We start from the raw sequence: 16,073 nt of genomic DNA, 5'->3' as shown, positions 1-16,073 counted from the left end.
GTTTGACACCTTATGAATTGCATACTGTTGATTCAAAATCTCTCTATATTGCAATTACACTTGCTCTAAATTTTTCATCCTTAAATGCTGTGCAATGTGCTGCAGCTCTTGTTCATCATTGATCAAGCCTTGCTGAATAGTTTCAATTTTTTCTTGAATATTGGTCAGTACCTTTTGGCATTGCGCAACAAGCTCATCGGTATAGCGGTCCAGTTGCTGCCATAAGCCATGTGAAATTTCACTATATAAGCGGTCATGCCCAATAGCTAAAATTTCTTTACCATCATCTGCATAAATTACTTCATAAGTCAGATATTCAGAGAATTGCAAGGGTTCGAGCGGCGCATGGGACAGCTGATAATCGACTAAATTACTCGAAATCTGTTGGGATAGAAGCTGCTCTGCCTGTTGTGTTAATGCGCTATACAGTTCATTTACTGCTTGCTGTTCAGCATATTGTTCTAATAGCTTTGGCAAGCTTGCAATCATGCTGCGCCATGTTTGCGTCATGATTTGCTCTTTACTCTCTGTCAATGCGCTGCTGGCATTGTTCAGAAGTTGCTGCAATTGATGCAGTTGCGGCACAGCTTCCAACTGTAAAGGCGCTAAGATTTGTTCCTGCAAATGATGCATCAATGCTTCTGCGGGTTTGCGCTGTTTATAGGCCAAGGCGGGTTGGGTTAAATGCAAAAGCGCATCAAATAAGTGGTTAAACCCGGCACTTTGCATAGCCTGATCATTGAAGTCCGCATTTTTTAACATCTGTGAAGAAGTCGAAATTGGGGATTGCAGCAAGACAGGATCAACCTGCATTGCGATAAGCTGATCAATCGCACGGGTATGCACATCAGTTTCTTGCAGATAACGTTGATTAGCGCTTTTATTGCGTAAGACTTGGCAAATATCACCATCGACTTCATCTTCTTCAAAATAATCACTGCGGGTAATTACGGGCAATAACGGTTTGTGTCGGCGTAATTCCTGCCCCAGAGTAGCCAACTCTTTAACCTGACCGGGTGAGGATGAACTGCTTAACCACAGCACGCCATCGGCACTGTCCAAAAAGCGCTGGGTTAATGCGGCATTTTCTGGCGTAACTGAATGTAATCCTGGAGTATCGAGCAAAATCAAATTTTTGCCTAGGCAAACACCTTGTATGCGTGTGGTGGTTTCAGTTGCGCCTTCTTTAAAATGCTCCTGACTTTCAATAATTTCACCGGCATTGAGATAAAAATATTCAACACTTTGCTGCCGTCTGCGAAAACATTCAGCCAATGCATTACATAACGAACTTTTGCCTGCATTAAATTTTCCGAAAATTAGCAAAATAATTTTATCGTCAAAATGGTCTGAGATGGATTGCGCAGCTTGCAGCGTTTCTAATTGCGTTTCCCAATCAGCAAGATAATGTTCGAGCTGTGCATTGAGGGCAGCGATGTCTTGAGCCATTTTGCTGTGAAAAGCCAGTCCGCAGCTATTCAAACGCTGATGATTGAGATTGATCGCCAATTGCTGATGCCAAGTATGCATTTTATTTAAATGCAGCAGGATGTCCTGCTCAGGCTGATCAAAAGCTTCGGTGGCATGAATAAAGGTTTGAATTGGGTCATGGATCATGATGCAAGCTCCAAAGTGGCTGAGGCGTGTTGGGCTTGTTGGATCTGTTGAAGTTGCTGCTGCAAGTCTTGTAATTGTTCTTTTAAGTGCATGCGATCAGCAGAGACTTCAAAATAATGGGCAAATTCACGGCCTAAACGCTGACGTCCTGATTCGTCCTCAAAAATAAGCTTTAAATCTTTGCGCAGTTTGACTGAAATACCCATCACCGCAACCATGACCGTGTCCAGACTGCGGACATTGCTTTTTTGTGTGTCCGGCAAACTGACCACACCGTAGCGAACCAGATGGCTATTAATCTCGATACAGGCGCGGGAATAAGCCACTTGAATGCGGTTGCGGTCACGTTTGCCTGCGGTTACTTTATACATATTGGCAAAGGAATCCGGCTCTAGGGAGTCATCTTGTCCAGAAACGTGCAGAATTGGCTGTAAGTCTTCACGGACTTTATCCAGAACTTGATTGAGATCATGCTCAAAAGCTTGGCGTTGATGGTCTAGGGTTGCGCTGAGTTGCTGAATATTGGCCTGGGTAGTTTGTTGCAGCTGCGACAATTGTGCTGTGAGATCCGTAAAGATTTTATTTGTTTCAAACTGGCGGACAGCGGGTACTTTTTCAATCACGCGGCTGAGTGTTTGCTGTAATTCAGGGATGCCGCTGCGTTGTACAAGCAGGGTTTTGGAATTTTCTATGCCTTGACGATGACGTGTTGCTGACACAGGCAGCACGGTTGCAGCCGGAGCTTGTTTTTGAATACTGTCAATAATGTGCGCTAAAACAGTTTGATCTGGAATCTGGTCAATTTGAGTCAGTACTAAAACGCTTTGGCGCTGTGTTTGCACGGCATCTTGCTCGAATTGCTGAAATAACCGGAGTTCATAAGGATCAAATTCACCCTCACGTACTGAATGGATCATTAAGCGGATATCTGCTTTATTCCACATCGCATCTTGGGCATGTTGATCATCGATTGTCGCGACATCAGCATCCAAACCGGGCGCATCTAACCAGCGGATATTGTGCTGCAGATGCTCGGAGAGGGTCACAGTCTCTCGTTTATCTGCAACCGAGAAAATATCATCACCAATTAGTTCGTTTAATAACCGGCTTTTACCATGGTTATATTTACCAATCACCGTCACTGTTGGGAGTTGACCGGCCTGTACGATGGCGCGCAGTCGAGCCAAAGGCATGTTGTATTCAGGGAGAACAGCTAAAATTTCATGAATCGCTGCATCAAAAGTATGAATATCCATATTAATATCTTTTCCATAAAATAAATCAGGCTAAGCTGTGACAGCTCGCCTGATTTCAAGATTCAAAATATTACTTTTAACGGCATCAAGCTTGCAGGCGAGGGCGGTCGACCAATTGGTTGTCCACACCATCGACTAGACGGCTTAGCTTAAGGTCAAATACCATTTCAGCAAATGGACCTTCAACGCCATTGGCTTGACTTGCTGCTGCATCTGTATGCTCTACAGCTTCAACCACAAGGCCTTCACGTGTTGCATAAGCAAAGTCATCATAAGTGTACGGGTCGCCAGCCACGTTGATTTGCGTTGTCAGTTTACGATGACCGTCCGCAGACACGAAGAAGTGGATGTGTGCAGGGCGGTTACCGTGGCGGCCTAATTGGTTAAGCAATTGCTGTGTTGGGCCATCTGGTGGGCAGCCATAACCTGCTGGCAGAATCGTTTGTACACGATAATGACCTTGTGCATCGGTCATAATAGTACGGCGCATGTTGAACGGTGTTTGTTCGCCAGTTGGGTCAAAGTGTGAATAGAAACCTTTGGTGTTGGCATGCCAAATTTCAACTTGTGCATTTGGAATCGGTTGACCGTCTGCATTATAAATTGTGCCATGCAGCATGAGCGTATGGCCATTTGGATCGCTGCCATCATCCATGCGGGCAAAACCTTGTGAAACAGGCGCGCCAGCAACATAAAGAGGGCCTTCAATAGTACGCGGCGTTGGATTATCAATGCCTAAAGCTGCATCGGCTGCATCCATACGCATATCCAAGAAATGGTCAAAACCTAAACCTGGAGAAAGCAAGCCCGCTTCATGGCTTGTACCCAATTGGTTGATATAGGCAACGGCAGCCCAATATTCGTCAGATGTAATGTCTAAATCTTCAATGGTTTTAAATAGGTCAGAAACCACACGGTGAATGATTTGTTTAGTACGCGGGTTTCCACCTTCTTGCTCAAGCCCGCTGAGCAGGTTGATGAAGTTTTGTACTTCTTCCGTGTCGAAAATTTTAACATTTGCGTCTGTCATGGCGATCTCCTTAATATTGCCATCATGCTGGTTTTCACATCATATTTTTTGAATCATTTTATGAGTGAAGCCTGCATCGATCCTGATACTGTTTATTGAATGCTTGTTGATATATACCTTAATTTAAATGTAATCCCCTTATCCAGTCTCATTTTGGTATCTTTAAATACTAAAAAGGTATATTACAGGATGGATTTTTATGCTGCTTTGTACTGAAGTCCTTCTGGCCAATTAAGGTCTCAAAGCGTAGAACATTATTTTGAGGCTTCTTCCCTAAAAAATAACAGGCCTAAATAAGCTGCTTTCTAATATTAGATAAAATATGCCGCATTTAAATATCTAAATTTACCGATTGCTAGATCATATCGTTTGAGCAAAGGTAGAAACCGATAGAACAGAGCATGCCTGTCTGGACATGCACATTCGATAAAATGGCTTATGACTGGCTTTCTTTGGCAGATCTATAGCAAATTGTGTATGTTGAAAGATGCTGCAGCTAACCTCCAAGAAACATATTTCAAATAGAGGGATGGTTGATAATGGATAGCGCTTATTTTAATAATAATATTTAAAACATTGATTTTATTTGATAATAATTAATAAATCTTAATTTTTTTAAAAAAAGCTCTTGAAGATAAACGGTTTTCTGCCGTCCTGAATGATGATGGTCTGCTTATTTTAGCTGTCAGTACCTATTGTTTTAGGTATATAAATATACTTAAAAGAATATTGAATTTTCCATGGAATTAAACAAGTATTGGTGGTGTATAGTCAAAAACAACAGTAAGAGATGGCATGAAAAACACGGGCTAGATTTGTCGGGATGACTTACCTCATTTCAAAAGATTAAAAATGAGTAAAAATTTAATTGTTATGTAAAAGGACGTTACATGAAAAAAATACCAGCATTGGCATTATTGGCTGTTTGTTGCAATGGAGCGGTTTATGCTGATTTTGTGAAAGACAGCCAAACCGCATTAAATTTTAGAAATTTTTTTATTGACCGCAATAATTCAACCGTTCCAGATGTGGGAAGCTGGTCACAGGCTTTAGGGCTTAAATTCAGTTCAGGCTATACAGACACCCCAGTACAAGTCGGCTTGGATGTCACTTCCAGCTATGCATTGCGCTTATCAGATCATCATGCTGAAAGACCAGATACAGTTTTACCTTTTGATCCGGTAAACAATAAGCAGGAACGAAGCTACAACAAATTTGGCGCGACCCTCAAGCTGAAATATAAAGACTCTGAATTATTGATCGGTGAGCTGTCGCCGCGTACGCCAGTCGCTTTTATTGATGATTCCCGTCAATTGGTCACCACATATGCAGGCGTTGCATTTGAAAATAAATCAGTAGACAACTTAAAGCTGTCTTTGGGCCGAATCACGCATATCAATGCGCGTAACGATGACGAGTTTGAAAAACTCAGCCTGTTTGCGCCGGGCAAACCGAGAATGGAAAGCGATGGCCTGAACTATGCAGGCTTTGATTATAACTTCAGCCCTGCCATTACAGGCGCTTACTGGTTTGGACAGCTTGAAGATATTTATCAGCAGCATTATTTAAACGCATCCTACAATACGAAAGTGGGTTCAAGTAAGCTGAAATTGGATGCGCGTTATTTCCATAACAGTGAAGACGGCGATGCGTACTATGGCAAGATTGACAGCCAAACTTTCGGCATTCAGGCTAACCTTGCCAATGGCCCGCATTCATTTGCTGCAGGCGTGCAAAAAAATAAAGGCGACAACAATTTTCCAACTTTTGATGGTTATGCGCCGCAGCCATTTTTGCATACATGGTCAACGCTAGGTTTTATCAAACCTGAAGAGCTGACTTACCATGCATTGTATTCCTATGATTTTAAAGAAGTGGGCGCGCCTGGGCTGCGTGCGACATTGCGCTATTTATATGGCACCAATATTGAACGTCCAGGCTTTTCAGATAACAAAGAAACGGAAGCAAACTTTATTTTGGGATATACCGTTCCAGAAGGAAAACTGAAAGGGCTTGGTGTTGAGTGGCGTTATATTGACACCACGTCCAAATACGGAGCTGGTTACAGTGAAGGAAATGATTTCGTAGAGAATCGAGTCATTACCACCTATAGCTTTAAATTTTAATCAGATTTAAAGCAGCAGTTAAAGGAATAACGAGGAGAAAATAATGAACTTAAAAAAAATCGTATGTGCAACCAGCGTATTGGCGGCTTCTATTTATGCGCAAGCCGATATTAAAGTTGGTGTGATTACCTCATCATCAGGTCCAATCGCCATGGTTGGGATTCCGCAAAAAAATACGATTGATTTGCTGCCGAAAAAAATCGGCAATGAAAATGTCCACTATATTTCACTGGATGATGCCAGTGATCCGACCGCATCGGTTAAAGCAGTAGAAAAGTTAATCAAAGAAAATAATGTGGACGCCATTATTGGGCCGTCAGGGTCGCCAAATGCATCCGCAGTGATTGCAACTGTGGCAAAAGCGCAGGTGCCGCTATTGGCGCCGGTCGGTACAGCGTCTATTGTTATACCGATGAATGCTCAGAAAAAATGGGTGTTCAAGACCACTCAGAATGATGACATTATTGCTGAAGCGCTGATTCAGGACATGGTCAAGCGCAAATTCAAAACGCTTGGATTCATTGGCACAGCTGATCCGTATGGGGAAAACTGGGGCAAAGTAGTAAGCGCTTTAGCTAAAAAACATGGTATTCAAGTGGTGGCGCAAGAAACTTTCCAGCGTCAAGATACCTCATTAACAGGCCAAGCGTTGAAGCTGATCAGTAAAAAGCCGCAAGCTATTTTAGTTGCCGCGCCAGGAAGCGCAGCTGTTCCGCCGCAAGCAGCATTATTTGACCGAGGTTACCGCGGTCAGATCTACCAGACCCATGGCGCTGCATTGGATCAGTTCCTGACTTTAGGCGGGAAGAAAGTTGAAAATACTATTTTAGCGGCTAGCTTGATGCTGGTGATTAACGAAATTCCAAATAGTCATCCATCTAAAGCTGTGGCTTCAAAATATATCAATGCCTATAAAGCGAAATATAAACAAACTCCTGCAACGTTTGGGGCAAATGTCTACGATGCGGGTATTTTGTTAGAAAAGGCAGTGCCGGTTGCATTGAAAACAGCCAAGCCCGGTACGGTGCAATTCCGTGAAGCGTTGCGCAATGCTTTAGAAACCACCAAAGAAGTCGCAGGTACGCAAGGTGTCTACAACATGAGCCCAACAGACCATAGCGGGTTTGACAAACGTGGCCGTGAAATGATTATTGTGAAAAACGGGCAGTGGAAGCTCTTGAAATAAACCTGAGAAATTCAAGCAGTTCAGCAATTAGGGCGGTACTTATGGTATCGCTCTAAGGCGGACTCACCCTCAGGAAAGGCGGGAAGAAGTTATGGATTTAGATATTGCGTTGGTTCTTACACAGGATGGAGTAACCAGTGGCGCAATTTATGCTTTATTAGCATTGTGCATTATTTTAGTGTTTACAGTCACACGAATATTATTAATTCCTTTAGGTGAATTTGCTGTTTTTGGTGCACTCACGTTGGCATCGATTCAGGCAGGTATCCCCAGTTTAATTGTTTGGTTGGTTGCTGCATTTTTTGTAATTAATACCTTATTGGATTTGTATGCCAAGCTCAGATACAAGAGCAGCTTTAATAGCAAAATATTTATCGGAAGCGCACTTTATATTGGGCTGCTATTGCTGGCCATGTATCAGTTGCCGCTTGCAGAGTTGCCGATGTGGGGACAAATTTTATTAACATTAGCCGCGATTATTCCATTAGGACCGCAAATTTATCGTACTTTTTTTCAGCCGCTTGTAACAGCAAAACCGTTAGTTTTATTGATTGTTTCCATTGCGGTGCATGTGGTTTTGGTTGGCTTAGGTTTGGTGATTTTTGGTCCAAATGGCGCACAGACCCAATCATTCAGTGATGCATCGTTTAATCTTGGGCGGCTAGTGGTCAATAGCCAAACATTAGTGATTATTGCTGCCTTCTTTATCATGATTTTTGTATTGTGGTATTTCTTTGAAAAAACCTTATATGGCAAGGCATTGCATGCGACTGCAGTCAATCGAATCGGTGCGCAGCTGATGGGGATTTCTCCGATATTTGCTGGCAAACTGACCTTTTTTATGGCGGCGTTTATAGGTGCGCTTTCGGGCATTCTGATTGCCCCGGTGACCACATTGTATTATGACTCTGGTTTTATTTTAAGCCTAAAAGGATTTGTGGGAGCCATTATTGGCGGTTTAATCAGTTTTCCCGTTGCCGCAATTGGTGCTGTTACAGTGGGTGTCATTGAGTCGTTCTCTATGTTCTGGGCCAGTGATTACAAGGAAATTATTGTGTTCACGCTCATTATTCCATTTTTACTCTGGAAATCCTTAACAACACGCCATATAGAGGAGGACGAGGAATGAAATCTAAATACTTGTTTTTAATTTTCGTCTGTATTGTCATAATCAGTCCTGTTTTCTTACCGACCTATCAAGTGACTTTGCTGAGTTATATCGGGTTAAATGCTTTGGTTGTGCTGGGTTTGGTTTTAGTAACCGGTGTGGGGGGAATGACCAGTTTTGGACAGGCTGCACTTGTCGGTATTGGCGCTTATGCAACAGCTTATCTGACTGTGACTGAACAGTTGCCAAGCTTTCTGGCATGGACTGGAGGAAATCCGTGGTTCGGCCTATTACTGGGCATTATCATTACCTTGTGTTCTGCGGTACTGGTTGGTGGTCTGACCCTTAAACTGTCAGGGCATTATTTGCCTTTAGGAACCATTGCCTGGGGCATTTCACTGTATTATTTCTTCTCGACCATTGAGTCTTTAGGCGGCCATTCTGGCATATCCAATATTCCCAATATCTCGATTGCAGGTTATGCCTTTGATACTGGCGGCAAAATGTATTATCTCATTTGGCTGATCTTATTTGCAGCCATTGTGATTACAAAAAACCTGCTCAATTCACGTGAAGGACGCGCCATGCGTGCCCTGAAAGGCGGTCAAGTCATGGCGGAATCGATGGGCGTAAATACCTTCCGTTCCAAAATGATCGTGTTCGTCATTGCTTCGGTATTCGCTTCAGTTTCTGGCTGGCTCTACGCTCACACGCAAAGCTTTATTAACCCGACGCCGTTTGGCCTTCAAATGGGGATCGATTACCTGTTTATGGCCCTATTAGGCGGTGTAGGCAGTATTTGGGGCGCAATTTTAGGCGCAGGTATTTTCACCATGGTGCGCCAATGGCTGCAAGATTTCCTGCCGATTATCTTTGGCGCAGAAGGGCATTATGAAACCATTGTATTTGGCCTCATTATTGTTCTTTTGATGCAAAAAGCGCCAGCGGGTCTCTGGTCATTTATTACTAAACTGGTTCCAGCCAAATTTAAACCAGTGGATATTCACCCCCAAATACAGCCTGTTGCAGAACCTCTAGCGATGCAGCCATTAACGGAACCAGGCAGCGTGATCCTCGAAGCTAAAAATGTCACCAAAAAATTTGGCGGCCTAGTCGCGAATAACGACATGAGTTTGACCATTCATGCTGGAGAAATCTTAGCGCTGATTGGCCCTAATGGCGCAGGGAAAAGTACCATGTTCAACCAGATTTCAGGGGTTGATGAACCGACCAGCGGTGAAGTCATTTTTAAGGGGCAAAAGATTAATGGAATCCCTTCGCGTGAAATTGCCGAATTAGGGCTGAGCCGGACGTTCCAGCATGTCAAAATTTTGTCAGAAATGACGGTACTGGAAAACACAGCAATTGGAACGCATTTGCGCGGAGAAAAGGGTGTTTTTTCCTCCATGTTCTATTTGGACCGTGAAGAAGAAAATGTCTTGTTAAATGAAGCCAAGACTCAACTTGAGCGCGTTGGTTTAGGTGATTATCTTTATACCGAAGCAGGCAGTTTGGCTTTGGGACAGCAGCGTATTTTGGAAATTGCCCGCGCCTTATGCGCCAGTCCAAGCTTACTTTTGCTGGATGAACCGGCAGCAGGTTTGCGCTTTAAGGAAAAGCAGGCGCTAGCTGATTTATTAGCGAAGTTGCGAGCGCAAGGCATGGCAATTTTACTGGTCGAACATGATATGGATTTTGTGATGAATTTAGCAGACCGCATTGTGGTGATGGAATTCGGCCAAAAAATTGCAGAAGGTTTGCCAGAGGATATACAAAAAAATGCAGCAGTGCTGGAAGCATACCTTGGAGGTGCAGCATGAGTGATGTCAGCAAGAATGATCAAGGAAAGCCTTTACTGGAAATCTCTAATCTCAGTGTCGCTTATGGCAAAGTTGAAGCTTTGACGAATTTTAATATGCGTGTCAATGAAGGGCAGATTGTTTCTGTAGTAGGCCCCAATGGTGCAGGCAAAACCACATTATTGTCTGCCATTATAGGATTGCTTGGTTCCAAGGGTAATGTGGAGTTTGATGGTTTTATTGACCAGTGTCCACAAGTGGAGCGTATGGTGGTGAGAGGTTTGGGGCTGGTTCCAGAAAAGCGTGAACTGTTCAGCTCGATGAGTATTGAAGACAACCTGATGCTCGGCGCTTTTCAGCGTTACCGTCAGGGGGATCGCCAGTTGCAGCAGACTTTGGATGAAGTCTATAACATTTTCCCGCGCTTAAAAGAGCGGCATAGCCAGCAGGCAGGCACATTATCTGGCGGCGAGCGTCAAATGCTGGCGGTAGGCCGTGCACTTATGGCGAAACCAAAGCTTTTGATGCTGGATGAACCCAGCTTAGGCTTGGCTCCATTAATTACACGTGAAATTTTTAAAGTGATTGACCAATTGCGTGCTCATGGTGTTTCCATTTTATTGGTTGAGCAAAATGCCCGTGCGGCGCTGAAGCTCGCAGACTATGCCTACGTCCTAGAAATGGGTGAACTGTCGATGCAAGGCAAAGGCAGTGATCTGGTGGAAGATCCGCGAATTATTGAAAGCTATTTGGGCATCAACAGCAAACATCAGGATGTTTTAGCGGTGTAATTCAACCACCCACTGAATAATATGAATTTGCATGGAGGCAGAAGTGAAGCCAGATTCAAAGATTCTCGTCTATGGTGCAGGTGCGATCGGTTGCGTTGTGGCTGCAAGGCTTATCCTTGCAGGTCATAACGTGAGTTTGCTGGCGCGCGGTGAAAATTATCAGCACATTAAAGCTTATGGTATTCAATTAGATGACTTAACTGGTCAGCATCATATTCATCCTGTGCAGGTCGTGAGTGATCAGGATGATCTTGAAGCGCAAGACTATATTTTTATCACCACAAAATTTCAGGCTTTAACTGAAATCATGCCGAATTTACAGCGCATGCTGCATCAAGGTACCAAGATTATACCCTTAATCAATGGCATTCCATTTTGGTATTTTTATGGCATTGCGGAGCATCAGCCAGTACCTGCAATCCGCGTTCTTGATCCTCAAAATAAATTAATTCAGCAATTTCCTTTGCGGCATCTGATTGGCGCTGTGGTATTTATCACGGCGCAATTGCAGGGCTTTGGTCAGGTTCAATCAACTAATCCATATTTGCTTATTTTCGGTGAGCCGAATCATCAAGGTTCAGCCCGTTTGCAGGAGGTAGCGCAGCTGTTTGTAAATAGCGGCATTGAAGCGCGGCAGGTAGAGAATATTCGGGATCAAATCTGGACAAAAGTCATGGCCAATCTCAGTTCAAACCCATTATCAGTTGTTGCCAATACTACTTTGGAACATATCTATGCGCATGCGAATTTAAGCCCAATTTCCCAAGCGATCACGCAGGAAGTTCGCAGTGTTGCCGCTTGTTATGGGGCGCGTATTTCGATTGATCCCAATACTTTCATGCAGCTTGGTGCAGAAATGGGGCCAATTTATACCTCGATGTGGCATGACTACCAAGATAAAAAAACGTTGGAGCTGGCCAGTATTGCCGATGCCGTTTTTGAATTGGCAGAACAGTATGGCTGTGAGCTGCCGGTTACACGGATTATTTATGATTTAAGCCAATTTTTAAGTGCTCAATCAAGGACGAATGAGGAGTTGTCAATATGAATAGCAGTTGTTTAAATCCGCTGAATGTCAGCCAAGTTGAATGGGAGTTAAGAGTTAAACTGGCGCAATGCTATCACTTGATTGATTTTTTTGGCTGGACAGAGACCATTTTTAATCATATTTCAGCACGCTTACCAGGAGATGAACACTATTATTTAGTGAATCCCTTTGGTTTGAATTACACTGAAATAACGCCAGAAAATTTGCTGAAAGTGGATTTGGCAGGCAACAAAGTGACCCCATCTGAATATGATGCCAACCCCGCAGGTTTTGCTTTACATAGCGCTGTGCATGGTGCGCGCGATGATATCCGCTGCTTGATCCATACTCATACCACTCCAGTCAGTGCGATTGCCCAGAAACAGCATGGTTTCAAAAATGATAACTTTTATGGCGCTCAATTATATGGACGCGTGGCTTATCACACCTTTGAAGGCATTACGTTGTTTGAGGATGAAAAGCAGCGGATGATTCAAAGTTTGGGGAATCAGCATATTTTGGTGTTGCGCAATCATGGTGTCGCAGTGGGTGAGAGCAGTATTGAAAAAGCCTTTTTCCTTCTTTGGACTGTCCAGCGGGCTGCGGAAATTCAATGTTTGGCTGATTCTATGCAAGGCGCTGATGTCCTGCTGGAAGATCCCATTAAACAAAAGTGTGCAGATTTAACGCAGATGCTGATTAATGACAGCGGATTTGCCGATAAATTTTTTAAGGCGATGGTCAGGAAAATGCATGAGAAAGCTAAGGCAGCAGGCGGCGCCTCAATCTCAAACATTTGCCAGCCTGCACATTCTTCAAATCCGTCCATTTAAAGCAATGCCGTGGATCATGGCAGCTGAACCTCCAGCAACTGGCGGTTCAGTCTTAAATCAGACAATAACATCAACTTGATAAGGCTCAGCAGTCCAGCCATAAAAAGGGATAAGCGCGGCAGAAAGAGATATGCTCTTCGTAAATATGCTATTTCTATTTCATCAGGCAATTTATGGGAAAGTGCATACTTCATTAGGATAATCAGTTTAGCAGTCGGTGACAGTTATGGACAATATAGTAGGAATCAATCAACAGTTATAGAAATGGTATAATGACTTATAATAAATGTTTAGATACATAAGAAACTTAAAGTAGTGAAAAAGTTAAATTTAATATTTTTTATTATTATATATCATTAATTTGTTGATATAATTCTACTGTTGCCTATTTTCTAAATATTGAAGTAAGCTATTATATTCAAAAAATATTTTTTCTTTCCTATAGTTTTTCCCCTCAACCTACCCCACATAAAATTTTGGATTGAATTACACTCATCAGTCATTTATCGGTACAGGTTGGACATTTAAATTTTTCAGTTTAGTCTATTTTAAGAACATTGACGTTCAATTTTTACTGGTTTGAAGTTTCTAGGCGAAAGTGAATGGAAACGAAAGAAACATCAGCCTGAGTATCGTTGCCAATGGCGTAAACTGCATATTGGTATAGACGCTAAAACCATGCAAATACGGGCTGTACAGCTCACAACAAATAATGTCAGCGATTCACAAGTCCTTGGTTGATTTACTTAATCAAATCCCGCCTGATGAGCGTATTGATTCTATCTATAGGGATGGAGCATATGATACAAAATACTGCAGACAAGTGATTTCAAATCGACAAGCATATGCTGTGATTCCACCAAGAAAGAATGCAAAGCCCTGGAAAGATAAGCAAGCGAGATCTATAGAGCGGAATGAATTATTAAAAACAGTCAAACGGCTAGGAAGAGTTCTTTGCAAAAAGTGGTCTAGTTATCATCGTATAAGTTTGGCGGAAAACAAAATGCATTGCATCAAATTATTGGGTGATAAATTAAGGGCAAGGAGTTCTTATATTCAGGTGAATGAGATTCATGCAGGTGTAGCGGTCTTGAATAAATTCACAGAATTAGGGCGCCCTCATACCCAAATTGTCACTTAAATTCGGGGCATTTAGGGCAGCTCTGTCTTTAAGGTCTTTATGCAGCAATTAAGGTCTTTATGCAGCAAAGCCGAACTGAATGACCAGAATTAAATACACTATTGTAATTATTTATACACTATAGTAAATTTATTAACTGGTAATTATTCATTCTAGAGGAATTCTTCACCAAAATTTTAATTTAAGAATGTGAGAAACAAAATGTTAAAGATTCGAATGTCACGTCCAGACGAAGGTAATCAAGTGGTTGCCATCTGGAAAAGTTCTGTTGATGCAACACATGATTTTCTTAGTGCAGATGATCGTATAGAAATTGAAAAAGAAGTCGTTGGCTTTTTTTCAGAGACCCCAGTATGGGTTGCGACCAATGCTGAGGATCAAGCCCTAGGTTTTATGTTTTTACATGATGAGCATCTGGAAGCATTATTTATTGATGCTGCTGCCAGAGGGTTAGGTGTAGGGAAGGCGCTTTTATTACATGCGTTAAGTCTATATCCAAATTTAACCGTTGATGTAAATGAACAAAATCAGCAAGCAGTTGGTTTTTATCAACATATGGGATTTCAGGTTTCTGGTCGTTCACCCGTTGATAGTCAAGGTCGAGCTTATCCATTGTTGCACTTAAGCATAGCCCCTTCAGTTTAAGCAGTTTTACCCCATTCGGTAGTAAATGTGTTTAGACCTAAGACTTCTTTTGACTAAATGCAACGACATAAACACAAGGTAACTGATGATCAGGATTTTGTAGTTTGCAGTCGGCTGGAGCCGTCAGCGCGATACAATCTCCAGTTTCTAAATGAAATAATTGTGTGTCAATTTGAATATCAAGCTGTCCGCTTAAAAGCCATATGGTTTGACCATTTAGGTGTTCATATGCACTTGCAGGCATGAAGAGCTGACCTGATGCCGGAATCTCAATTTTAATCAACTCTGGATTTGCCCCAGCAGGAGAGATTGACCATCGTGTAATACCGAATTGGTTGTCTGTCCAATGTTGTTGCGTGTGTTTCTTAGAGAGTAAGACACTAGTGTTTTGGCTTAGTTCAGCTTCAGCAAAAAGTTTAGATAGGGTAATACCGAGTGCATTTGCTAAGCGGCCAAGTATTGCAGCACTTGGACTAGAGGCGCCACGTTCGACTTTACTAATCATGGCTTGGCTCACGCCTGAGTATTCTGCTAACTCAGCGACAGTCCAACCTTTGCTCTTTCGCTGCTTTAGCAATAAGCGAGCGATTTCAGTATCAAGTACTTGCGTATCAGCTTTGTCAGCCATTATACGACCCTGTGATTTCAAACCTTTGTATTATGCGATAGAAACTCAATATTGTTGTATAAAATCAGCATTGTATTTTCTATCCAATATTGCCAATTCATCTGAGTAATATTTTATATTGCTATACAGCACCCTAATTAACTACATGAGCCACATCTCCGGATGTGGCTTTTTTATGCCCGCAATTTAATAATCAGAGGACATCTAGATGAACTCAGCCGTAATTCATCCCAAAACCCTTCACGGCAAAACGCTTTGTGGAGACTAAAAATATGACTCAAGCCGAATGGCTGGAAGTAAGACGCAAGGGTATTGGCAGCCGTGACAGTGCTGCTGCTTGTGGCCTTAATCCCTTGATGTCGATGCTGGAACTATGGATGATCAAGACAGGACGGATTCAACAAAATATTGAGGATAAAAGTGAAGGGCATGCACCTTTGTATTGGGGCAAGCAGCTTGAACCCTTAGTGGCTGAATACTACAGTATGTATACCAACTTTAAAGTGCGTAGAGTCAATTCGGTATTACAACACCCTGATCCAGAAAAACCTTTTATGTTAGCCAACTTGGATTACTCAGTAGTAGGGAGTGCAGAAGTACAAATTCTGGAGTGTAAAACCGCAGGGGAATATGGGGCTAAACTCTGGCGAGACGGTGTGCCGTTATACATCCTCTGTCAGGTACAACACCAATTGGCCGTGACAGGCAAGAAAGCAGCGCATATTTGTGTACTGCTCTGCGGACATGAAACGGGGATTTTTAAAGTGACGCGCAGTGACTCGGTCATTCAGCATATTGTGAATGCAGAACGCTATTTCTGGGAATGAGTCGAGAAGGATACACCGCCGGATGTGGATGCCAGTGCATAGGCAGCCAATGCTGGAGC

The 16,073-nt window shown here is 42.7% G+C and carries 12 protein-coding genes and 2 pseudogenes; 10 read left to right on the top strand and 4 right to left on the bottom strand.

Going from position 1 to position 16,073, the window contains the following annotated elements; all coding sequences use genetic code 11:
• Window positions 1–54: 54 nt before the first annotated feature.
• The 3 genes from OKC24_RS07455 to catA all read right to left on the bottom strand — a co-directional run bounded on the left by OKC24_RS07455 (window position 55) and on the right by catA (window position 3,903).
• The gene (locus OKC24_RS07455) at window positions 55–1,617 is read right to left on the bottom strand and encodes a dynamin family protein (RefSeq protein WP_171457738.1); all 1,563 of its coding nucleotides are present in this window, start codon (window positions 1,615–1,617) and stop codon (window positions 55–57) included.
• Window positions 1,614–2,873 carry a GTPase gene (locus OKC24_RS07450; RefSeq protein ID WP_130146692.1) on the bottom strand — a complete coding sequence of 420 codons (1,260 nt, stop codon included), beginning with the start codon at window positions 2,871–2,873 and terminating at the stop codon, window positions 1,614–1,616. Before OKC24_RS07450 ends, OKC24_RS07455 begins: the two co-directional genes overlap by 4 nt.
• An 85-nt stretch (window positions 2,874–2,958) precedes the next feature.
• The gene (gene catA / locus OKC24_RS07445; protein WP_130146690.1) at window positions 2,959–3,903 is read right to left on the bottom strand and encodes a catechol 1,2-dioxygenase; all 945 of its coding nucleotides are present in this window, start codon (window positions 3,901–3,903) and stop codon (window positions 2,959–2,961) included.
• Between the two features lie 890 nt (window positions 3,904–4,793).
• On the opposite strand from catA, the gene OKC24_RS07440 reads away from it, so the two are divergent.
• The 9 genes and pseudogenes from OKC24_RS07440 (at window position 4,794) to OKC24_RS07400 (ending at window position 14,559) form a co-directional block, all read left to right on the top strand.
• Window positions 4,794–6,029, top strand: a complete 1,236-nt coding sequence (locus tag OKC24_RS07440) for an OprD family outer membrane porin (protein ID WP_130146688.1) — start codon at window positions 4,794–4,796, stop codon at window positions 6,027–6,029.
• Between the two features lie 43 nt (window positions 6,030–6,072).
• Window positions 6,073–7,215 carry an ABC transporter substrate-binding protein gene (locus OKC24_RS07435; protein ID WP_130146686.1) on the top strand — a complete coding sequence of 381 codons (1,143 nt, stop codon included), beginning with the start codon at window positions 6,073–6,075 and terminating at the stop codon, window positions 7,213–7,215.
• Window positions 7,216–7,306: 91 nt separating this feature from the next.
• Window positions 7,307–8,344, top strand: coding sequence for a branched-chain amino acid ABC transporter permease (locus tag OKC24_RS07430; RefSeq protein WP_130146684.1), 1,038 nt, complete (start codon window positions 7,307–7,309; stop codon window positions 8,342–8,344).
• On the top strand, window positions 8,341–10,143 hold the full coding sequence (locus OKC24_RS07425; protein WP_131276281.1) for a branched-chain amino acid ABC transporter ATP-binding protein/permease: 1,803 nt from the start codon (window positions 8,341–8,343) through the stop codon (window positions 10,141–10,143). Before OKC24_RS07430 ends, OKC24_RS07425 begins: the two co-directional genes overlap by 4 nt.
• Window positions 10,140–10,913: an ABC transporter ATP-binding protein gene (locus OKC24_RS07420; RefSeq protein ID WP_130146680.1), complete on the top strand. Its 774-nt coding sequence runs from the start codon at window positions 10,140–10,142 to the stop codon at window positions 10,911–10,913. The genes OKC24_RS07425 and OKC24_RS07420 overlap by 4 nt, the downstream gene beginning before the upstream one ends.
• Window positions 10,914–10,956: 43 nt before the next feature.
• Window positions 10,957–11,961, top strand: a complete 1,005-nt coding sequence (locus OKC24_RS07415) for a ketopantoate reductase family protein (RefSeq protein WP_228257607.1) — start codon at window positions 10,957–10,959, stop codon at window positions 11,959–11,961.
• Window positions 11,958–12,773, top strand: coding sequence for a class II aldolase/adducin family protein (locus OKC24_RS07410; RefSeq protein WP_265464934.1), 816 nt, complete (start codon window positions 11,958–11,960; stop codon window positions 12,771–12,773). The genes OKC24_RS07415 and OKC24_RS07410 overlap by 4 nt, the downstream gene beginning before the upstream one ends.
• 573 nt (window positions 12,774–13,346) lie before the next feature.
• Window positions 13,347–13,914: pseudogene (locus OKC24_RS07405) on the top strand (IS5 family transposase); the annotation flags it as partial.
• A gap of 201 nt (window positions 13,915–14,115) precedes the next feature.
• Window positions 14,116–14,559 carry an acetyltransferase gene (locus tag OKC24_RS07400; protein WP_265464933.1) on the top strand — a complete coding sequence of 148 codons (444 nt, stop codon included), beginning with the start codon at window positions 14,116–14,118 and terminating at the stop codon, window positions 14,557–14,559.
• A gap of 37 nt (window positions 14,560–14,596) precedes the next feature.
• On the opposite strand, the gene OKC24_RS07395 is transcribed toward OKC24_RS07400, so the two are convergent.
• On the bottom strand, window positions 14,597–15,187 hold the full coding sequence (locus tag OKC24_RS07395) for a helix-turn-helix domain-containing protein (RefSeq protein WP_219191172.1): 591 nt from the start codon (window positions 15,185–15,187) through the stop codon (window positions 14,597–14,599).
• Between the two features lie 227 nt (window positions 15,188–15,414).
• Between OKC24_RS07395 and OKC24_RS07390 the strand changes: the two are divergent.
• Window positions 15,415–16,011, top strand: a pseudogene (locus OKC24_RS07390) (YqaJ viral recombinase family nuclease); the annotation flags it as partial.
• Window positions 16,012–16,073: the final 62 nt, after the last annotated feature.

Source organism: Acinetobacter entericus (assembly GCF_026168575.1).
Lineage (GTDB): Bacteria > Pseudomonadota > Gammaproteobacteria > Pseudomonadales > Moraxellaceae > Acinetobacter > Acinetobacter bouvetii.
Note: the sequence above shows the minus strand (reverse complement) of the source record. Positions and strands in the feature narration are given on the sequence as shown.